General features: G+C 45.8%; 19 protein-coding genes and 1 other RNA gene. 11 read left to right on the top strand and 9 right to left on the bottom strand.

The features are described from left to right. The 4 genes from ssrA to smpB form a co-directional block, all read right to left on the bottom strand. Positions 1–318: a transfer-messenger RNA gene (ssrA, locus tag ACQY6Q_RS07410) on the bottom strand; the annotation flags it as partial. A 112-nt stretch (positions 319–430) separates the two neighbouring features. Beyond that, positions 431–1,657 (bottom strand): nicotinate phosphoribosyltransferase, encoded by a 1,227-nt coding sequence (gene pncB, locus ACQY6Q_RS07405; protein ID WP_427979692.1) that lies wholly within the window; start codon positions 1,655–1,657, stop codon positions 431–433. A 21-nt stretch (positions 1,658–1,678) separates the two neighbouring features. Continuing rightward, on the bottom strand, positions 1,679–2,332 hold the full coding sequence (locus tag ACQY6Q_RS07400) for a nicotinamidase (protein WP_427979690.1): 654 nt from the start codon (positions 2,330–2,332) through the stop codon (positions 1,679–1,681). Between the two features lie 252 nt (positions 2,333–2,584). Next, the gene (gene smpB / locus ACQY6Q_RS07395; RefSeq protein WP_427979687.1) at positions 2,585–3,070 is read right to left on the bottom strand and encodes an SsrA-binding protein SmpB; all 486 of its coding nucleotides are present in this window, start codon (positions 3,068–3,070) and stop codon (positions 2,585–2,587) included. Between the two features lie 367 nt (positions 3,071–3,437). Here smpB and ACQY6Q_RS07390 point away from each other — a divergent pair, with 367 nt between their 5' ends. Both ACQY6Q_RS07390 and ACQY6Q_RS07385 read left to right on the top strand, forming a co-directional pair. Then, complete coding sequence (locus ACQY6Q_RS07390; protein ID WP_427979685.1) at positions 3,438–3,866, top strand: SRPBCC family protein; 429 nt, start codon at positions 3,438–3,440, stop codon at positions 3,864–3,866. A 2-nt stretch (positions 3,867–3,868) separates the two neighbouring features. After that, the gene (locus ACQY6Q_RS07385) at positions 3,869–4,213 is read left to right on the top strand and encodes an RnfH family protein (protein WP_427979683.1); all 345 of its coding nucleotides are present in this window, start codon (positions 3,869–3,871) and stop codon (positions 4,211–4,213) included. Positions 4,214–4,263: 50 nt separating this feature from the next. Here ACQY6Q_RS07385 and ACQY6Q_RS07380 read toward each other — a convergent pair whose 3' ends face one another. Both ACQY6Q_RS07380 and recN read right to left on the bottom strand, forming a co-directional pair. Beyond that, complete coding sequence (locus ACQY6Q_RS07380; protein ID WP_427979680.1) at positions 4,264–4,623, bottom strand: outer membrane protein assembly factor BamE; 360 nt, start codon at positions 4,621–4,623, stop codon at positions 4,264–4,266. A gap of 76 nt (positions 4,624–4,699) precedes the next feature. Continuing rightward, positions 4,700–6,367, bottom strand: coding sequence for a DNA repair protein RecN (recN, locus tag ACQY6Q_RS07375; RefSeq protein ID WP_427979678.1), 1,668 nt, complete (start codon positions 6,365–6,367; stop codon positions 4,700–4,702). A 448-nt stretch (positions 6,368–6,815) separates the two neighbouring features. Here recN and ACQY6Q_RS07370 point away from each other — a divergent pair, with 448 nt between their 5' ends. The 5 genes from ACQY6Q_RS07370 to ACQY6Q_RS07350 all read left to right on the top strand — a co-directional run bounded on the left by ACQY6Q_RS07370 (position 6,816) and on the right by ACQY6Q_RS07350 (position 12,123). Beyond that, on the top strand, positions 6,816–7,886 hold the full coding sequence (locus ACQY6Q_RS07370; RefSeq protein ID WP_427979675.1) for an extracellular solute-binding protein: 1,071 nt from the start codon (positions 6,816–6,818) through the stop codon (positions 7,884–7,886). 45 nt (positions 7,887–7,931) lie between these two features. Further along, on the top strand, positions 7,932–9,047 hold the full coding sequence (locus ACQY6Q_RS07365) for an ABC transporter ATP-binding protein (protein ID WP_427979673.1): 1,116 nt from the start codon (positions 7,932–7,934) through the stop codon (positions 9,045–9,047). Then, positions 9,037–9,894 (top strand): ABC transporter permease, encoded by an 858-nt coding sequence (locus ACQY6Q_RS07360; protein WP_055732464.1) that lies wholly within the window; start codon positions 9,037–9,039, stop codon positions 9,892–9,894. The genes ACQY6Q_RS07365 and ACQY6Q_RS07360 overlap by 11 nt, the downstream gene beginning before the upstream one ends. Before the next feature lie 6 nt (positions 9,895–9,900). After that, positions 9,901–10,758, top strand: coding sequence for an ABC transporter permease (locus ACQY6Q_RS07355; protein ID WP_427979671.1), 858 nt, complete (start codon positions 9,901–9,903; stop codon positions 10,756–10,758). 162 nt (positions 10,759–10,920) lie between these two features. Beyond that, complete coding sequence (locus ACQY6Q_RS07350) at positions 10,921–12,123, top strand: multidrug effflux MFS transporter (RefSeq protein ID WP_427979669.1); 1,203 nt, start codon at positions 10,921–10,923, stop codon at positions 12,121–12,123. A gap of 35 nt (positions 12,124–12,158) precedes the next feature. On the opposite strand, the gene ACQY6Q_RS07345 is transcribed toward ACQY6Q_RS07350, so the two are convergent. Beyond that, complete coding sequence (locus tag ACQY6Q_RS07345; protein WP_055732461.1) at positions 12,159–12,863, bottom strand: flagellar brake protein; 705 nt, start codon at positions 12,861–12,863, stop codon at positions 12,159–12,161. Positions 12,864–12,894: 31 nt separating this feature from the next. After that, a complete protein-coding gene (gene nadK, locus ACQY6Q_RS07340) occupies positions 12,895–13,776 on the bottom strand; it encodes an NAD(+) kinase (protein WP_427979695.1) in 882 nt (293 codons plus the stop codon). Positions 13,777–13,927: 151 nt separating this feature from the next. On the opposite strand from nadK, the gene grpE reads away from it, so the two are divergent. The 3 genes from grpE to can all read left to right on the top strand — a co-directional run bounded on the left by grpE (position 13,928) and on the right by can (position 15,915). Continuing rightward, positions 13,928–14,563 carry a nucleotide exchange factor GrpE gene (grpE, locus tag ACQY6Q_RS07335; protein ID WP_427979666.1) on the top strand — a complete coding sequence of 212 codons (636 nt, stop codon included), beginning with the start codon at positions 13,928–13,930 and terminating at the stop codon, positions 14,561–14,563. 401 nt (positions 14,564–14,964) lie between these two features. Then, positions 14,965–15,222, top strand: a complete 258-nt coding sequence (locus tag ACQY6Q_RS07330; protein WP_427979663.1) for a DUF1289 domain-containing protein — start codon at positions 14,965–14,967, stop codon at positions 15,220–15,222. Between the two features lie 87 nt (positions 15,223–15,309). Continuing rightward, entirely contained in the window at positions 15,310–15,915 is a 606-nt protein-coding gene (gene can / locus ACQY6Q_RS07325) for a carbonate dehydratase (protein ID WP_055732457.1), read from the top strand. A gap of 75 nt (positions 15,916–15,990) precedes the next feature. Here can and ACQY6Q_RS07320 read toward each other — a convergent pair whose 3' ends face one another. After that, on the bottom strand, positions 15,991–17,331 hold the full coding sequence (locus ACQY6Q_RS07320; protein ID WP_427979660.1) for a dicarboxylate/amino acid:cation symporter: 1,341 nt from the start codon (positions 17,329–17,331) through the stop codon (positions 15,991–15,993). 292 nt (positions 17,332–17,623) lie between these two features. Here ACQY6Q_RS07320 and dnaK point away from each other — a divergent pair. Then, the coding region (dnaK, locus tag ACQY6Q_RS07315; protein ID WP_427979658.1) for a molecular chaperone DnaK at positions 17,624–19,445 on the top strand (1,822 nt) is incomplete at its 3' end.

Here is a 19,445-nt window from a genome sequence, read left to right as displayed (position 1 = left end):
TGGCGCTACATGCTTAGTTTGTCTTTATTCTCGTTAATCAGCTGCGGACAAACACGCCACTAATTAACATACCAGAATTCTATTTCGCGGTTCAGCTCTCTAGTCAAAGCTTCCCTCGCTATCTTGTTTGGTTTTGAACTTCTATGAATCCCCGTCTTACAAGCGGAAGCTAGGGTAGAAGTGCTCTAGCAGGTTATTAAGCTGCTAGTGCGTAGTTTTCGTCGTTTGCGACTATTTTTTTGCGGCTTTTTACGTGGCAAACCGCCCCACGACATGCTCCACAAGCCTTCCTGATCCTGTCGAATCCAATTCAGCCCCGGAATTTGGCGCAGTGTAACACAGTTGTTAGGTGTTCACCTAGCATTGTGTTATTGACTGCTGCGAATTTAAACGATGGCCTGAGTTGTCGACCGTAAGTGCTGAATGTGGCCTAATTTAATTGAGCCAGTACCGCATTGCGGGTGGTGGAGTTGACCGCAAAAACCTTCATGAGTGATTTTAAGAAGGCTCTATCTCGACACATGGTTTTACCTGGGCTATCAGAAATTTTTGCTACTGGGTGGCCGTTCAGTCGCACCATCTTCATTACCATGTTTATGGGTTGGTTTAGGCCAAGGTCGCCCATCAGCCAGGTTCCAATACCGAAACTGAGGCCAATTCGGCCATGAAAGTGTTGGTAAATGGCAACGGCGCGCTCGAAGTTTAGCCCATCGCTAAATACCAGTGTTTTGTTGCTGGGGTCGACTTGTAGCGCTTCTAGTCGGGCCACAATGGCTTCACCCCAGAGGATGGGATCGCCGGAGTCGTGGCGAAAGCCGCTATAGTTGCTTGCTAGCTGGCGGTTTAGATCACGACAAAAAGCATCGATACCAATAATGTCAGTGAGGGCAATGCCTAGGTCGTCCCGGTATTCGGTAATCCAATTCTCTAGTGCGGCGCGTTGCGAGTCGGCCAGCTGATAGCCGAGCTGTTGATGGGTTTGAAACCATTCGTGGGCCATGGTGCCAATGCAGGCTAGGTTAAATTGTTTTGCTAACAATGGGTTGGAGGTGCCAACAAAGTTTGCGGGCAGTTGCTGTTGTAGCTGGGCAATGATTTGCTGCTGCGCGGCATAAGAAAAACGCCTGCGGGTACCAAAATCGGCGAAGCGGAATCCACTGAGGTCAACTTTATCGCCCATCCTTTCCAGTGATTTTATTTTACTATTGGTGGCTTGCTCAATGTGCTCTGGGTTTATCTGCGGGTAGCGATGACGGTTGCGAATTTCCGACAAGGCTGCCATTAGCGGGATTTCAAAAGGTGAAACTTGCAGTTGAGGGCCTTTCCCGCTTACCACTAGCTGACCGTTACGCGCTTCAATTGACAGTAACTCTGGCTGGTAGCGAAACTGTTTTAACCACTGTAGGTAGTCGTCTGATATAAAGCTAAAGTTTTGCCTTAGGTACTGAGACTCTTGGTCGCTCAGGGTGTGTTCGGCGAAGCTCTCTACCTGAGCTTTTAGCTCGGGAACATAGATGCTGAGATCTTCTTCACTACGGCATTTAAATTCCCACTCGGCTTCGGCATTGGGCGCTTGGTGCAAATAGGCCTGAGCCATGGTGAGTTTGTAGAAGTCGGTATCGAGTATGCCTTGAATCAGGGGGCGGCCAGACATCATCGGATCTCTCATTGCTATGGCTTAATCATTGAGGGTTGCTAGTAGTGCTGGCAGTTGGCTGATTTGTTCGCATAGCTGAATGTTAGCGGCGAGCAATTCTGTTTTGGCTGTTTCGCTGGTGTCGCTTGCAATGCCTCGGCAGGCTTCCAATACGACCACGACGTCGAAGCCAGCGCGTTTAAGCTGTAGCGCGGTAGTTTTTACGCAGTAGTCTAAGGCTAAGCCGCCCAATAATACAATGCCCACGTTTTGGTAGTTCAGCCATTCTATCAGGCCGGTTGACACCTGCTCTTGCAGATCGTGATAGCAAGCTCCGTAGGGATGTAAATCCGGTTCAATACCCTTATAGACTCGGTAATCATAGTCTAGCGGGGAGGGCAGTTCGTCGAGTAATTCAAAGCCGGTGGTTCCGGGGACGGCATGGGCTACCCAAGTGACATCGGCATTTTCTAAATCAAGTGCTTGTAACATTTGTTCGGGGGAGTCAACTACCCAAGGAGCCTGAGCAGAATGGGCATCTTTTGTCATTACCCGCAGATCAGCGTAAGCGGCCAGTGCATTGAGCGCTGGACCAATTTTCTCACCTTCGGGAACCGGTAATTCGTTGGGACAAAGTGGGGTGAAGGTTTTCTGGGCATCAACATCGATTGATGCAATTAATCTTGCCTTGGACATTCTAGATCCCCTTGGTTGGATAAACGACACTGTTCCCTTAACAAGGCGTATTTAAGCATAAATTCTAAACAGCAACTATGCCGCTAGTAGTTTGCCCATTGGCTAAAAGGCTTTAGGCAAATTGTGTAACTAAGCTAGGCTTTAGCAATGAAGTTTGTGCTAAGTCGATAAGCAGGATTAATGCATGATGTATTCGCTAAAACAGAAACATTAAGGCGCGGGTGCTGCGCCTTGCTGACGGAATGTTTAGCATTAACGCAGATTGTGTTTCATTACCCGCTCTTTGGTGCGCTGCCATTCGCGATCTTTAATGTCTTCACGCTTGTCTTGGTCTTTTTTACCCTTGGCTAGGCCAATCTCTAGTTTTGCCCAAGAGCCTTTCCAGTAAAGTGCAGTGGCGACAATGGTATAACCTTGACGCTCAACAGCACCGGTCAAGTTATCCAGTTCGCGGCGGTTAAGCAGCAACTTACGAATACGGGTTGGGTCGGCTACCACGTGGGTGGAAGCAGAGATAAGTGGTTGAATGTTTAAACCAGAAATAAAGGCTTCGCCGTCGCGTACGTATACGTAGCTCTCTGCGATGTTAACCTTTCCGGTTCGCATGGATTTTACTTCCCAGCCCTGTAGCTCAAGACCCGCTTCAAACTTATCTTCGATGCGGTATTCATGACGCGCTCTTTTATTTAACGCGATGGTATTTGAGCCGGCTTTTTGTTTTGATTTTTTCTTACTCATAGGCGCTATTATACGCATGCAGCGAGGCTTGAAAACTGATATTGTGCGGATCTATAGGGCCTGTTGATCTTTCGAGATGTTTTTTGCAGCATTTTGTGGGGTTTTTATACAAGGCAGAAGCTTTGAAATGTAGTTATTCTACTTGATAAGCCAATAACGCAGTAGAAAGACCCCACAAACGCTGCCCAAAGGGGTCGGTTAAAAGCGTTTTACTCTTTGTTGAGAGGTGTTTTGCTTAGAATGCTAGGCGACAAACCTCTCGCCGCGATTAAAACGCTTTTATCTCGAACAAAAATTTACCGCGAAAGGTCAACAGGCCCTAGAGCTAATGGTAAAATGTTGTCAGTTTTGTTGGAAGAGTGGGTTTATGCCGCAAGTAAATCGTAGTGCTTTAGTGATGTACAGTGCTGAGCAAATGTACCAATTGGTGAATGACGTAAAGGCCTACCCAGAGTTTTTACCCGGTTGTGTTAACAGTGAAATTATTCAGCAAGGCCCGTCGAGTATGGTTGCCGAGGTAGGTGTGGCGAAAGCGGGCATTCGCAATAAGTTTGTTACCGAAAATACCCTGAGTGAAAATCAGTCAATTCACATGAATTTGGTTGATGGTCCATTTAAATCACTATCTGGTGTATGGCAGTTTATTCCTTTGGATGAGCAAGCTTGCAAGGTGGCCTTAGATTTGAATTTTGAGTTTAGTAATAGGCTGATTGCCGCTGCTTTTGGTCGGGTATTTAACGAGCTTGCTGGCAATATGGTGCAAGCCTTTGTCGATAGAGCGAAACAGGTGTATTAGTGGTGGCCGAGAAAATTAAAGTAGAAGTGGTTTACGGACTACCCGACAACCAAGTCTTGTTAGCGCTAGAGGTGGAGCAGGGCTGCGATATTTTAAGTGCGATTAAGCAATCGGGCATTGTGTTGCATTTTCCTGAAATTGACCCAGAAAATGCCACCGTAGGTATTTTTAGTCGTATGGCAAAGCTTGACCAAGAATTACGGGATGGCGACCGCATCGAGATTTATCGGCCTTTAATTGCCGATCCTAAAGAGCTTCGTAAAATAAGAGCCGAGCGGGCTAAAGCCGAAGGGCGTGCGAGCAAGGTGACGGGTGGTAGGCCCAAGACTAAAAACACCGCCAGCTAATAGCAAAAAGCCAGATTCGATGATCTGGCTTGTTGTTGCTGAAGCGTCTGTTAGCTGTCTTCCAAGGGAACCATAAAGTCTTTACTGACTTGGTAATCTCCCTCTACTAAGGCTAAGTGGTCGTCAACAAACTGAATGACTAGGTTACGCTTCTCAAAGTCGCCGTTACCGCTTTTGTAGCTATATAGGTAGTACCAGCGTTCTTTATCAAAAGCGTCGATCAGCATCGGCGTGCCAAGTACATAACGCACTTGTTCTTTGCTCATATTAATACGCAGTTGCTCAACTTTAGCATCGTCAATGTAGTTACCTTGGGGTATATCAATCTTATATACCAACCAATTAAAGGTTGAACAGCCACTTAAGCCTAGGCTGGCGAGTAGAATTAAAACTTTTGCAGTACAACGCATGTGAATCGAAGCTCCTTGTTAAGGCAAGCATCATAACTAAGCACCGGCCTAAAAAGAAGCATCGATTACTAAGAAATTAGTCCTCTATCAACAATTCTCGTGCGTTCGCCAATGCCGATGGGGTGATGGCATCTCCCGCGAGCAAGCGGGCCAGCTCACTGAGTCGCTGCTCGCTGCTTAAGTTTTGCATTTGTGTGATGGTTTCATTTTTCTTCTGTTGCTTGCTAACCAACATCTGCTGATGACCATGGCCCGCCACTTGCGGTAGGTGGGTAACACACAATACTTGGCATTGTTTACCTAGTTGTCGCAACATGCTACCTACTACCGCTGCTGTTGGTCCGCTGATGCCAACATCCACTTCGTCGAAAATCAAAGTAGGGGTTAGAATGCTGGCGGAGCATATCACTTGAATGGCTAAGCCAATGCGAGATAGCTCACCGCCTGAGGCCACTTTTTCTATGGCTTGCATAGCTTGACCGGGGTTAGTGCGTACCAGTAGCTCTACTCGGTCAATACCATTGGCATTGGTAAACTGCTGGGCATCACTTTGTACGGCAAACTCACATTGTGCCTTGGCCATGCTTAATTTATGGATCTCTTTAGTTATCAGTTTACTCAGGGCGTTAGCTGCTCGTTCGCGGCTTTTCGATAGCTTCTGGGCTTTTTCTAGGTAATCTTGCCAAGCCTTATCGATGTCTTCGCTAAGGTGCTCAAAGCGCTCGCTTTGTTGGCTGAGTTCGTCTAATTGTTGTTGTAAGCTTTGGTGTAAATCGGGCAATTGTTCTGGGCTAGTGTGGTGTTTTCTTGCTAGCTCTAGTGCTTGACCTAGGCGAGCTTCTAGCTCGGCAAACAGTTCTGGGTCAAAATCTAGTTGCTCACTATAGTGGCTAAGCTGCGAGCTGGCCTCTTCAACTTGAATATGTGCGTCATGAATGAGGTTGCTAATAGCTTCTAGTTTAGGGTCGAGCTCGAGCAACTGGCTAATGCTTTTACAGGCTTGACCCAGCATGTCGGTGATATTCATTTGCTCGTCTTGTCCGAGCAACTGACTAAGCTGATAGCTGGTTTGTTGTAATTCAGTACTGTGAGACAGACATTGGTGTTGTTGTTCAATCTCTTGGTATTCACCGCTTTGCAGGGCAAATTCATCCAATTCTTTGACTTGATACTCCAATAACTGACGTTGTGCCGCTAGCTCATTTTGCTGCTGTTCGGCCAGCTCTTTTTCGTTACACAAGCCCTTCCAGCTTTGATAAGCCTGTTTCACCTCAGTAATTAGCTGTGGGTGAGCGGCATATTGGTCAACAATAGCCAGTTGTTGGCTGGGTTTGAGTAAGAGTTGGTGGGCGTGTTGCCCGTGAATGCTCACTAAGTACTGGCCTAGGCTTTTTAGCTGAGCCAGTGGCACGGCCGTGCCATTGATATAGGCCTTAGAGCGTCCTTCTTTGGTCACCACACGGCGCAAAATGCATTCTTCGTCACTTAGTAGTTCATTTTGTTTTAGCCATAATTGGGCGTGAGGATTGTCGCTTATATCAAATTGGGCAGTAATTTCTGTTTTGTCGGCACCTTGTCTAACCATGCCCGCTTCGGCTCGATTGCCTAAACATAAGCCTAAGGCATCGATAGCAATCGATTTACCTGCGCCAGTTTCGCCGGTGATGGTGGTCATCCCTGCATGCAGATCTAATTCAAGAAATCGAACAATGGCAAAATTTTGTACGCTTAATTGAGTGAGCATTTTCCTAAACCTGTTCATTTATACAGTAACTGTATAAATATATAGCGACTTGAGAATTGGCGCAAGCATCAAGTTTAAAAGTTTATTAGAGGGCTAGCTTGAGCGCTTAGCTTAAAAAACAATCGAGTTGTGGGTAAAAAACGCGCACTAGTATGGTGTGCGGTGAATTCCCTGTTTTATTAGTGAATATGAATGCTCACTAGACAAATTTTAGGCAAAATCTATAGATAAGTTTGAAATGTCGCTGGTTCTTAGCATCGTACTGTAGGCTGCTATCGTCTCTGTGGCAATAAAAGCTAGTGGTTAGGCTTTTCAGCCTTAGGATTTGCTACTAGGATGGAGTTTGTCACATTAGTGTCATCGAATTCGTGCATGTTTATCAAATAGTTGTTGTATATGTGCCGCGCTTGTCGGTATGCCAATTAACCTAGAATACATGGAAGATATTATGTTGAATAAACGTTTAACACTAAGTGCCTTGCTACTTAGTATGGGCGCAGCAATGAGTGCACAGGCCAGTGCAGAAACATTACGCTTATTAACTTGGGGAGGCTATGCTCCGCAAGAGGTGATTGATCTGTTTGAAAAGGAAACCGGCATTGAGGTGAAGGTGACTAAATCAAACAACGAAGACATGATTTCTAAGCTACGCGCTACTGGCGGTTCGGGTTTTGATTTGGCCCAACCCAGTCAAGACCGTATTACTGGCGTTCAGCAACAGTTTGGTATTTACCAAGCCATCGATTTATCCCGTATTGAACAAGACAAGTTTATTACCTCTATGTTGGCGGCCACCAAGAAAAACACTGCGGTGGGAGATAAGGTGTTTGGTGTGCCTCACGTTTGGGGAACCAGCGGCTTGGTAGTGAATACTGACATGGCCAAGGATGTCGCCGACTACACCGATTTATGTCAGAAAAAATATGCCGGTAAGGTGTCTTACCGCTTGAAACGTCCCACCTTGATTGGCTTTGCCTTTGCCTTGGGTGAAGACCCCTTTGCCGCTTACAGCGATGCGGGCAAGTATCAAGCGATTTTGAATAAGGTGGAAGCAGCCTTAATCGACTGTAAGCCTTTAGTGAAAGCCTATTGGTCCGGTGGCGACGAGTTAATGAACTTGATCCGCTCAAATGAGGTGGTTGCAGCGATGGCTTGGGATGCCGGTGGCTGGAAGCTAAATCGTGATCAGCAAAACATTCAGTTTGTGGCTCCTAAATCAGGTGCTTTAGGCTGGATTGATACCTTTGCTATTCCTCGAAAATCTAAAGCTGTAGATGCCGCTTATAAGTGGATCAACTTTGTTATGCGTCCTGAAATTGCCGCTAAAATCACTGAAGCTGCCGGCAACTTTACTGCTTCTAAGGGCTCAGACGCCTTTGTAAACGAGCAGGCTAAGACTCAGTTTAATACCAGCTTTAGCAGTGACGACATCGATAACATCAAGTGGTATCCCGCCGTTCCTGCTGGCCTAGAAGCCATGGAAGGAAAAGTATTAGACCGCGTACAAGCGGCACAATAAATCATTAGGGGCCGCTTGGCCCCTCAGCTTTAACTTGGATGTACTATGGCGGATAACGCTAATTTTGATCTTGAGTGTGAACACCTCTCTAAACGTTTTGCTGATTTCACTGCAGTAGACGGCCTCAACTTTGCTGTAGAAGCAGGGTCTTTTTTCTCTATTTTAGGCCCCTCGGGCTGCGGCAAAACGACGCTATTAAGAATGTTGGCCGGCTTTGAGTCACCCAGTGAAGGCGAAATTCGTATTCATCAGAAACGAGTGAATGAGCTAGCACCAAATAAACGCCCAGTGAATATGGTGTTTCAGCATTTGGCCTTGTTTCCCAATATGAATGTGGCCGAAAACATCGCCTATGGCCTGAAACGCCGCGGCGTGAAGGCGGCTGAGCGAACGCGAAAAATCACCGATGTATTGGAGCGAGTGGGCTTAAATGGCAGCCAGCAAAAGCAAATTTCTCAGTTATCTGGTGGGCAAAAGCAACGCATTGCGATAGCTCGTAGCTTAGTGTTAGAACCGCGCCTATTGCTATTAGATGAACCCTTAGGAGCCTTAGATTTAAAGCTTCGCGAGAAAATGAAAGTAGAGTTAAAACACTTACAGCGAGAATTTGGCACCACCTTTATTTACATCACTCATGATCAGTCGGAAGCCTTGGTCATGTCGGATAAAGTGGCGGTGATGAATCATGGTAAGTTTGAGCAATTAGCCAGCCCCCAAGAGCTTTATTATCAACCCAAGAGTGCTTTTGTGGCCAAGTTTGTTGGCCAAACCAATAGTTTAAAAGCCTTGGTGTTTGAACAGAAAAAAGACATCGCGTTACTGAAAACCGCCCGTGGGCGACACTTAATTGTTGCCACTCCTCACGCCTATAGCGTGAATGCGCGAGTGAATGTATTCATTCGCCCCGAAGCGATTGGCATTGCCGAGGCGGGGCAAGATGTGCAAGCCGATAATCAGTTTGATGTACAAGTGGAAGAGTGCTTGTTTGATGGCGCAAGCTCGACACTGGTGGTGCGCGATATTCACCACCATGATTTATACAAAGTGGCCCCCGGCGCCGACTTCTCCTTACAGCATGTAGTAGTGGGTAGCCAATTGCGTATTTATTGGAATGCCAAACAGGCGATCTGTATTGCTGCCGAGGTGGCGAGTGAAAGCTAAAACGCTAGGATTCTATCTGCTGTTATTGCCCTTTGTGCTGTGGTTTGTACTGCTGATTGTACTGCCGCATTTGCAGATGGTAGAGCTGTCGTTTATTAAACGTGATTACATGGCAGGCGACAGTCATGGTTGGTATCAGTATCAGCAGTTTTTTTCAGAGCCCTTGTATTGGCGTACCTTATTAAGAACGGTTTGGATGTCTTTATTGGCCACCTTAATTACCTTGTTGGTCAGTTTCCCGGTGGCTTTTTATATCGCCAAGGTCGCCAAGGGTAAAACCAAGCGTTTGTTATTGCTGAGTTGCTTGCTGCCATTTTGGGTGAGTGAGTTAGTACGCACTTACGGTTGGATGATTCTGTTGCGAGAGTCGGGAGTGATTAGCCAAGGCCTAATGGCGCTGGGCTTAAGCGAGCAACCCATCGAGTTTTTATATAATGATGTAAGCATGTTAGTGGGGCTGGTTTATACCTCGATGTTATTCATGGTGGTGCCCTTGGTGAGTACCCTTGAAGGCTTGGATCAAAGTTTAATCGAAGCGGGTTATGATTTGGGCGGCAACGGCTGGAATGTTACGCGTTCTATCGTGGTGCCTTATGCTATGCCGGGCATTGTCTCTGGCTGTATCATGGTGTTTATGTTGTGTCTGGGCAATTATTTAACCCCGCGTTTACTGGGCGGCAAAGACAGTTTGTGGTTTACCGAGCAAATTTTTACCCAATTTATTACCCGATTTAACTGGGAACTCGGCGCGGCCTTTGGTGTGATATTGCTGTTGGTTTCTTCATTGGTGGTGGCTTTGGGTTTAAAACTCAGCGGCCAATCGTTTAGCCGAACCTTAGGGAGGTAATGGTTTATGTTGCACCAATTACGTGGTCCTGCGAAGTCGGCTTATGTGAGTTACATCCTGTTGTTTCTGTTGTTCTTAGCCTTGCCCTTAACCGTAGTGGCGGTATTTGCCTTTAATGACAGCGTGTTTGCTGCTCTGCCTTGGCAGGGCTTTACCTTAGACTGGTTCATTGGTCAGGAGGAACCCAAGTTAGGGATTTTTTATGACCAAGGTTTGTTATCCAGTATTGGCGTGAGCGCGATGATAGCCTGTTTAGTGACGCTGTTTTCGCTGTTACTCGCTACGGCCAATGCTTGGCTGTTTGTGCGTTTTGATTTTCCTGGGAAAAACTGGTTATACATTGGTTTGTTATTGCCCTTGGTGATTCCCGGGGTAATTCTTGGTGTGGCTATTTTGGTGGCCAGTAGCGGCTTGGCCAATAGCTTAGAGAACACCATTGGCTGGGATCTACAGTGGTTGAGACCGGGTTTTGTATTGGTGGTACTAGGGCAGGTGGCCTTTATTACCACTATCGCGACCTTGGTGGTGATTGCTCGCTTGCGTAAGTTTGATTTCAGCCTAGAAGAAGCCGCACTCAATCTCGGCGCTAGCCCCTGGGTGGCTTTTGTTACGGTAGTATTACCGTTTCTATCACCCGCTTTAATTGGTGCTGCGGTGGTGAGTTTTTTAATGTCCTTTGAAAACTTTAATACCACCTTGATGTTGGTGGGTTCCGATGCCCCCTTAACCATTGCCATGTATGACCGACTACGCGAAGGGTCTACCCCAGTGTTAAATGCGGTATCGTTGTTACTGATGCTCGGTTCTGGCGTAGTGGCTCTGCTATCGATGTTACTCAACAGCGACGAAAAACCTTCAAGTTAGCTATTACTGGGTTCCCACGGTATTTACCGTTTTATGTGACTTGCTGAGTCCGCCAGCCAAGCGATGAACTATTTTTTATAGTAAGCGTTTGGCTGGTTTTTCGTGGTCGCTATTGCTTGCTTGGCATGATATAAGGCCGATATTTTTCAATGGAAGTTGCCAGTGAAACACGCTCAGCACCAGTCTAAAGGCTTTGTATTGTTATTAGCCGGCATGATGTCGTTAGTGGCCTTGTCGGTTGACGCCATGTTGCCTGCCTTAGTGGTGATTGCCGAAGATTTCTCTCTAAGTAATCAGGCTTATGCCCAATGGACTATTACCTCTTTATTCATTGGTTTGTCGATTGGCCAGCTAATTTATGGCCCTTTATCCGATGCCTTTGGCCGCAAACGTCCCATTTATTTAGGCTATAGCCTGTTCATACTAGGCAGTTTACTGTGTGTATTGGCTGACTCTTTTGCTTGGCTCCTTGCCGGGCGAGTATTGCAAGGAATAGGCGCTGCAGCACCACGAATTATCACCACTGCACTGGTGCGCGATAAGTTAAAGGGTGCGGAAATGGCCAGTGTGATGTCGGTGGTATTTTCGATTTTTATTGTGGTGCCGATTGTAGCGCCAGCCTTGGGCCAACTGGTCTTAAACTTGGCCGGCTGGCGTTGGATTTTTGGTGTATTGTTGGCGATGGCGCTGGTGACGGGGATTTGCTTCTGCTTGTTTCAAGAAGAGACGCTGGCAGTAGAAAAGCGCCGCGCCTTGAGCATCGCTAATATGCTAGCGGGCCTAAAATTGTTGTTTGCCGAGCGCACAGCATTGGTATACACCTTGGTGTCGGGCTTAGTATTTGGCGGCTTTATGGGGTATTTAAACAGCGCTCCCTTGTTATTTATTCAGTTATACCAACAGGGGGATAACTTCGCTCTATTATTTGCCTTATCGGCGATGTCGATAGGTTTAGCGTCGGTGGTTAATGGACGCATTGTATTACGAATGGGCATGCGGCGGATGATTCTATGGGCGCTGTGGAGCTTGGTTTGGTTAAGCTCGCTATTTTGCCTATTGTTAGTGAAGACTCAGGGCGTGCCGAGCCTGTTTTGGCTAATGACTTATTTGATCCCGGCTTTTTTCTGTATTGGTTTACTGTTTGGTAATCTTAACTCCTTGGCGATGGAGCCGTTGGGGGCAATCGCCGGTTTGGGCTCGGCCTTTGTGGCGTGTATTTCTACCTTGGTGGGGATCCCAATTGGTAGTGCAATTGGCCTCAGCTTTAATAATACTGTTTACCCTTTAAACTTGGGCTTTTTGTTTATGGCGGTGACGGCTTTGTTGCTAATTAAGCTGTTTGATCGGCCCGTCGCCAAGGCTTAGTGGGGCCGTCCGTTGTGGATAGGTGAGAGTTGTCGTTAAATCTCTAGGGCGAGGTGGGTGAATAAATCATGCAACTCGGCTTGCTCGTCAAATTTAATGCCAAGCGCGAGGTGCTGGTGGCCGTCGCGACTTTGACTTTTTATACTGCCTTCTATCACCGTGTCATTTTCTGGCTGACTGGGTATACGAATATAGATAAAAACCTTATCTAATAAACATTTACCATAGCTCTCCGGCCATTTAACTTTGAAGCGGCAACCGCCCGCAGATAAATCTACAATCACTCCGTCGAAGCTTAAATCATTTTCGATTTGCTGGTCGTGCACCGATGAACGGTGGGTTAACATGGCAGGGATGCGGGTGCTGGCGCGTTGTTGCTTACGCAAACTAAAGCGTTCTATTTCACTGGGATATTTAACAAACAACAGGTGCTTAGGCGATTTGATGATGTCGGTAATATTGCTGCGAAAAGCGATACACTGTCCGGCTTCGCCTTCAATAATTGAACGTACGATACAGGCCATGCCTTCTTGCAATACATCGTTATGGCCGTGCTGGGCGTAGCGGGGAACCGCAAAGATTAAAAAATTTGCATCGTCTAAGCCTACCAGTTTGCATTTGATCCTAACGTTACTGCCTTTGATGAATTGCACATCGAGTACATCGCCAAAGCGAAGTTGCTGCATGATGCTAATCACTTCCTGACGCTGCTTAACCAGCGGGCTTACTGCTGTTGCCAAGATAACACTCCCTTGTTATTACATAGCTAAATTAAAACAACCGGCTGCCCCAGCCTAACTTAGTTCGTAAAATTTTAAAATAGTCGTAGTTTTTAGGGTGAACCAAGCGCAAGGGGTGGGCCTGTTTGCGAATAATAACTTCATCGCCGGGCAATACCGGTAACGACACATGGCTGTCGCAGCTAACGTGCATGTGTTCACTATTTTCATGAGACAGTTTCAGCTTAATTTCGCTGTTGCTGTCTACTACGATGGGCCGAGAGCTTAGGGTATGGGGAAACATTGGCACTAAGGCTATCGCGTCTAAATTGGGGGTAAGGATCGGGCCGCCAGCAGATAACGAATAGGCGGTGGAGCCGGTGGGCGTGGTAATAATAATGCCATCGGCGCGTTGGCTAAGCATGAAGTGGTTATTGATGTAGACTTCAAATTCCAACATGGTGGCGACTTTTTCTAAGTGCAATACCACCTCATTCACCGCACTGTTGAGACTTTTTACCGAGTTATGACGAAGTACTTTGGCTTCTAATAAGCAGCGTTTCTCTGTGATGTATTCACCATCTAATACTGCTTTTAGCGGATGCTCGAAATTATAGGGATCAAGATCGGTTAAAAAGCCTAGGTTGCCTCGGTTCACTCCTAGAACCGCTACGTTATAGCGAGATAGAACCCGTGCCGCGCCTAGCATATTACCGTCGCCGCCCACCACAATGGCTAGATCGGCTTGTTCACCCAGCTCATTAATGGTGACTAGCTTGGGACTGTCGATGTTTAATTCTTGGCCAGTTCGCTCTTCGACCAAAACCGTATAAGACTGCTCTGCCAACCAATGATAGAGAGCAGTGAGGGTATTGTTGGCTCCCTCGTGATAGGGTTTGCCGATTAAACCGATAGTATTGAAGGCTTGAGTCATAACTTGTTGATTTAACATTGTGTTGTCGTTGATTATAACGCGTGCGCTAACAACTCAGCCAGTTTTATCGTGACTATCACTTGAAAGCCTCTGTTTGATCCCCATAATAGGCTTCAGATTTAGTTTTTTTAAAGTATTACGGAGACCCTGCATGAGCAGTGAGCAAAATAAACCACAGCCTGAAGAAGTTGTAGAAACCGAAGTAGAGCAGCCAGTGGAAGAGCATGCCGAAGAGTTGCAGAGCGAACAGTCGAGCGAGCAAGCGCAGGCTAATGACGAGGGCGGTGAAGAAATTTCAGTTGCTGAGTTATTAGAGCGTTTAGCTAAGGCTGAGCAAACCGTTGAAGAGCAGAAAGACAGTGTTATTCGAGCCAAGGCCGAAGTGGAAAACATTCGTCGCCGCTCAGCTCAAGAAGTGGAAAAAGCACGTAAATTTGCTTTAGAAAAGTTTGCCAATGAGCTGCTTCCTGTGATTGATAACATGGAAATGGCCCTGCAGCATGCCAACCGCGAAGATGACGCCTTGGCGTCTATGATTGAAGGCGTTGAGTTAACCCTTAAAACTTTGATTGATGCCGTTAAGAAGTTTGGTATTGAAGTAGTCGACCCACAAGACCATGCTTTCGATCCAGAAAAGCATCAAGCCATGGGCATGCAAGAAGTAGAAGGTGTTGCCGCCAATACCGTGGTTGCTGTGCTACAAAAAGGTTATGAGCTAAATGGTCGTTTATTGCGCCCTGCTATGGTGATGATCTCAAAACCGGCTTCGGTTGATACCAACGCTTAATCGGCTTTTATGATTTAACTCTCTAGCGTATCGATAATGTGGTTATCGATACGCTTTTTTATTTGCCAGGCTGTTTCTTTGGCGCGGCGCTGTCCATTACCCCTCCCCCGAACGACCTCTGAGCTCTCTGCGACTATGCTATTAGGCAAAGAGCGGATTAGTCATAATTAATCTGTAAATTTGCTAAGAAAATGACTGGATTGCCGCTGGACTGGGTTTGTGTTGAGCTATCCCCTTTGGCGGAAACTTTAACTTTGAACATGGGTTTAGCCCCCTAGTAAAGCCGCGACCACACTTAGATTATGCGGTTTTGGGTAAAAACTTTGACCTTCTTGGCCTCACTATGCCATGGTTAAGTGAATAACAATTGTTCGCATTACTTAGGTCGAGCACCACGCCACATGGAACAGCTAGAAATTTTCGACATTCCAAATCCTTGTCGCGGTATTTGTCAAACCAATAGCCGAGGTTTGTGTTTGGGTTGTTTTCGCACTCGTAAAGAACGCTTTGAGTGGCAGCGCTTAACGCTGGCTGAGCAGCAAAATGTCTTACGCTTAATGAAGCAGCGTAAAGGGCGTTTATTACGAGAGCTTCGCCGGCAGCAGTTAGATGCGGCGAGCGCTCAGCATCTGTCCCAACAGAACGAACTGCCTTTTTAATGGCCACTTAAAAGCTGGTAGTTAGCGAGGCTATCGGGCAATATAGCCGCACAGGGAATGATGTGGTAATAGTAAATCGAGGTGTCAATGAATGGTGTAGATCTCCTGCTCAATAATAATCGTATTTGGGCAAAGAAAATGAAGGAGAAAAACCCCACGTTTTTTTCTGATCTGTGTGAGCAACAGTCTCCAGAGTTTATGTGGATTGGTTGTAGTGATAGTCGAGTTCCCGCTAACCAACTAGCGAGCTTGCCTCCCGGCGAAGTATTTGTGCATCGTAATATCGCTAACGTAGTGGTTCATACCGATCTTAATTGTCTTTCTGTTATTCAATATGCGGTGGATGTGTTGAAGGTAAAACACATCATTGTGACCGGGCACTATGGTTGCGGTGGTGTGGTGGCGGCCATGAAAGATGAACAACATGGTTTGATCGACAACTGGTTGCGTCATATTAAAGATGTGTACCGCTATTACCAACAAGAGTTAGATGCCATCGAAAACTTCGAAGAGCGAGTTAACCGCTTATGTGAGTTGAATGTGGTAGAACAGGTAAAAAATGTGGCAGAAACCACCGTTGTGCAAAATGCTTGGAGCCGCGGTCAGCCACTGGCCGTGCATGGTTGTGTTTATTCTTTGCAAGACGGCATTTTAAATGACTTAAATATTAGTCGTATGGGCTTAGATGATTAGTCATTAGATTATTGAAGATAAGAAAAACGCGGCTGTTAGCCGCGTTTTTTATAGCTGTATTATTTAATTCTGCGTTTAGGCTTGTTGTGCCTTAGCGCTTACGCTAGCAGCGTTAGCTTCTTCATGAGGAAGATGAACTTCTTCTTCTGATAAACCTGCTAGCGGGTTGTTATAGGTCTCGATATTAAGATCGCCCTCTGATTTAGCCACCACTACAGTTACCATGCTATCACCAGTAATGTTAACCGCGGTGCGCACCATGTCTAGCAGGCGGTCTACACCAATAATCAAGGCTATGCCTTCTACTGGTAAACCTACTTGCTGTAATACCATCGCAAGGGTAATTAAGCCCACACCTGGAACACCGGCAGTGCCTACAGAGGCAAGTGTGGCGGTGACGATGACCATTAAGAAATTGCCTGCGGTAAGGTCAATACCGTAAACCGTTGCAATAAAGATAGTGGCCACACCCTGCATGATAGAGGTGCCATCCATGTTAATGGTTGCCCCTAAAGGAATGGTAAATGACGCGGTTGAGTTGCGTACACCTAGCTTGTGAGTGGCAGTCTCCATCGTTACCGGAATGGTAGCGTTAGACGAGGCAGTACTAAAGGCAAACACAATGGCTTCACGCATTTTCTTTATAAACAACATCGGGCTGAGGCCGGTGAGCGCTTTTAATAGTGAAGGGTAGATGATTAAGGAATGTAATAGCAATACTGCTAATACCACCATAAAGTAGCTTAATAAGCTGGCAATAGCGCCAAAGCCAATGCCAAAGAATAGCTTAGCTAATAAGGCAAACACACCGTAAGGGGCTAGGTTCATTAAAATGGTAACCAGCTTCATGATCACCACATTAAAATCTTCAAACAACTTAGAGATACGTTTGCCGGGTTCACCGGAAATAGCAATAGCGATACCAAATAACAATGCAAATACAATGATTTGCAGCATATTGCCTTGGGCCATAGACGCGATAGGGTTATCTGGGAACATGTTAATCACAACCTGGCTTAAGCTAGGCGCTTCTTTAGCCACAAAGCTGGTTTCGCTGTTTAGTTCCATACCGGTGCCTGGACGAACCAATAAAGCCACCGCCATGGCTAGAGAAATGGCAATTGCGGTAGTGGCTAGGTAAAGCAAAACGGTTTTACCGCCTAAGCGACCTAAGCGCGCGGTATCTTTCATTGAAGATACGCCACAAACCAAAGAGACAAATACCAGTGGTACCACTAGCATTTTAAGGCTGGCAACAAAGATTGAACCAACGATGTTTAAAGCGCCGTCAACCAAATAATCTTTAACTAGTACAGATTCAGCAAAAAAACTTTGTAGTAATACACCCAAGCCAATACCAGCGACCATGCCGATAATAATTCTATGTGTGAGGCTTAGTTTTGGATCGTTTTTCATTATCCTTCTCTCTATTCTAATGGAGATTTTATGTCTCCATATAACTTAAAGTTAAGAGAATACTACCATAGCTTGTAGGTGAAATCATTTTTGGCACTATTTTTGATAATGTAGGTGGTTTTTTGAACTGCTGTGGTTTGGGCTGGTTTAAGCCGAAAAGCAGTGGCTCAGTTAACGAGTAAGCATTTTTAGTAAGTTTTTTTGTTGTTTTCCCTTGAAAAGAAATTTGCTGCCCCCACTTAGTTTTCAACAACAGAATATTAGTTAAAACCAGAATTTGGAGAACACCATCATGGGTAGAATTATTGGTATCGACTTAGGAACCACTAACTCTTGTGTTGCAATATTAGACGGCGATACCCCTAAAGTTATTGAGAACGCAGAAGGCGATCGCACAACCCCATCTATCATTGCTTTTACTGAAGATGGCGAAACCTTAGTGGGTCAACCTGCAAAGCGCCAAGCGGTAACTAACCCTAAAAATACTTTATTTGCGATTAAGCGTTTAATCGGTCGTCGTTTTACTGATGACGAAGTTCAACGTGATATCGAAATTATGCCTTTCAGCATCGTTAATGCTGATAATGGTGATGCTTGGGTTGAAGTAAAAGGTGACAAAAAAGCGCCACCTCAAATTTCAGCTGAAGTATTGAAAAAAATGAAAAAGACTGCCGAGGACTACCTTGGTGAGAAAGTGACTGAAGCGGTTATTACCGTACCTGCTTACTTTAATGATTCGCAACGTCAAGCCACTAAAGATGCTGGCCGTATCGCTGGTCTAGAAGTAAAACGTATTATCAACGAGCCTACCGCTGCAGCCTTCGCTTACGGTGTTAACAATACCAAGGGTGACAATGTAGTAGCAGTATACGACTTAGGTGGTGGTACTTTCGATATCTCAATCATTGAAATTGATGAAGTTGATGGCGAAAAAACCTTCGAAGTGTTGGCAACCAACGGTGATACTCACTTAGGTGGTGAAGACTTCGATAACCGCTTAATCAACTACTTAGTTGAACAGTTTAAGAAAGACCAAGGTTTTGACCTTAAAACTGATCCACTAGCGATGCAGCGTCTAAAAGAAGCCGCTGAAAAAGCTAAGTGTGAGCTATCGTCAGCACAACAAACAGATGTAAACCTACCTTACATCACTGCTGATGCAAGTGGTCCTAAACACCTAAACATTAAAGTGACTCGTGCTAAGTTAGAGTCTTTGGTTGAAGATTTAGTACAACGTTCTTTAGAGCCGCTACGTATTGCACTGCAAGATGCTGACCTATCTGTAGGTGACATCAACGACGTGATTTTAGTAGGTGGCCAAACTCGTATGCCTTTAGTACAAAGTGCCGTAACTGAGTTCTTTGGTAAAGAGCCTCGTAAAGACGTTAACCCTGATGAAGCGGTAGCTATGGGCGCTGCGATTCAAGGTGCGGTATTGTCTGGCGACAAAACTGACGTATTGCTACTAGACGTAACTCCACTATCTCTTGGTATTGAAACCATGGGTGGGGTAATGACTCGCGTTGTTGAGAAAAATACCACCATCCCAACTAAGGGTTCACAGGTATTCTCAACCGCTGAAGATAATCAAAGCGCGGTAACTGTTCACGTGATTCAAGGTGAGCGTAAGCGTGCTGCTGATAACAAATCTTTGGGTCAATTTAACCTAGAAGGTATTCGTCCTGCACAGCGCGGTGTACCACAAATTGAAGTGACCTTCGATTTGGATGCTGATGGTATCTTACACGTATCTGCCAAAGATAAAGACACCGGTAAAGAGCAGAAAATTACCATTCAAGCTTCTTCTGGTCTATCTGATGATGAAATCAACAAGATGGTAAATGACGCTGAAGCTCACGCTGAAGATGATAAGAAATTTGAAGAGTTAGTTCAGGCGCGTAACCAAGCGGATGCTTTAGTTCACGGTACCCGTAAGCAAGTTACTGAAGCTGGCGATGCACTTTCTGAAGAAGATAAAGAGAAAATTGAAGCGGCTGTAACTGAACTAGAAACAGCCAGCAAAGGCGAAGATAAAGCGGCAATTGAAGCGAAAACTCAAGCCCTTATCGAAGCGTCTCAAAAACTGATGGAAGTGGCTCAGCAAAAAGCCCAAG

Origin of the sequence: Agarivorans sp. (genome assembly GCF_050295395.1) — a bacterium.
Taxonomy (GTDB): domain Bacteria; phylum Pseudomonadota; class Gammaproteobacteria; order Enterobacterales; family Celerinatantimonadaceae; genus Agarivorans.
This window is presented reverse-complemented; position numbering and strand designations above follow the sequence as displayed.

Bases quoted from the DNA above. Each gene is read 5' to 3' on its own strand.
- ACQY6Q_RS07320 (WP_427979660.1), bottom strand. From the start codon at position 17,331: ATGAAAAACGATCCAAAACTAAGCCTCACACATAGAATTATTATCGGC.
- ACQY6Q_RS07365 (WP_427979673.1), top strand. From the start codon at position 7,932: ATGGCGGATAACGCTAATTTTGATCTTGAGTGTGAACACCTCTCTAAA.
- grpE (WP_427979666.1), top strand. From the start codon at position 13,928: ATGAGCAGTGAGCAAAATAAACCACAGCCTGAAGAAGTTGTAGAAACC.
- ACQY6Q_RS07400 (WP_427979690.1), bottom strand. From the start codon at position 2,332: ATGTCCAAGGCAAGATTAATTGCATCAATCGATGTTGATGCCCAGAAA.
- pncB (WP_427979692.1), bottom strand. From the start codon at position 1,657: ATGATGTCTGGCCGCCCCCTGATTCAAGGCATACTCGATACCGACTTC.
- ACQY6Q_RS07390 (WP_427979685.1), top strand. From the start codon at position 3,438: ATGCCGCAAGTAAATCGTAGTGCTTTAGTGATGTACAGTGCTGAGCAA.
- ACQY6Q_RS07380 (WP_427979680.1), bottom strand. From the start codon at position 4,623: ATGCGTTGTACTGCAAAAGTTTTAATTCTACTCGCCAGCCTAGGCTTA.
- recN (WP_427979678.1), bottom strand. From the start codon at position 6,367: ATGCTCACTCAATTAAGCGTACAAAATTTTGCCATTGTTCGATTTCTT.
- ACQY6Q_RS07355 (WP_427979671.1), top strand. From the start codon at position 9,901: ATGTTGCACCAATTACGTGGTCCTGCGAAGTCGGCTTATGTGAGTTAC.
- can (WP_055732457.1), top strand. From the start codon at position 15,310: ATGAATGGTGTAGATCTCCTGCTCAATAATAATCGTATTTGGGCAAAG.
- ACQY6Q_RS07370 (WP_427979675.1), top strand. From the start codon at position 6,816: ATGTTGAATAAACGTTTAACACTAAGTGCCTTGCTACTTAGTATGGGC.
- nadK (WP_427979695.1), bottom strand. From the start codon at position 13,776: ATGACTCAAGCCTTCAATACTATCGGTTTAATCGGCAAACCCTATCAC.
- ACQY6Q_RS07330 (WP_427979663.1), top strand. From the start codon at position 14,965: ATGGAACAGCTAGAAATTTTCGACATTCCAAATCCTTGTCGCGGTATT.
- smpB (WP_427979687.1), bottom strand. From the start codon at position 3,070: ATGAGTAAGAAAAAATCAAAACAAAAAGCCGGCTCAAATACCATCGCG.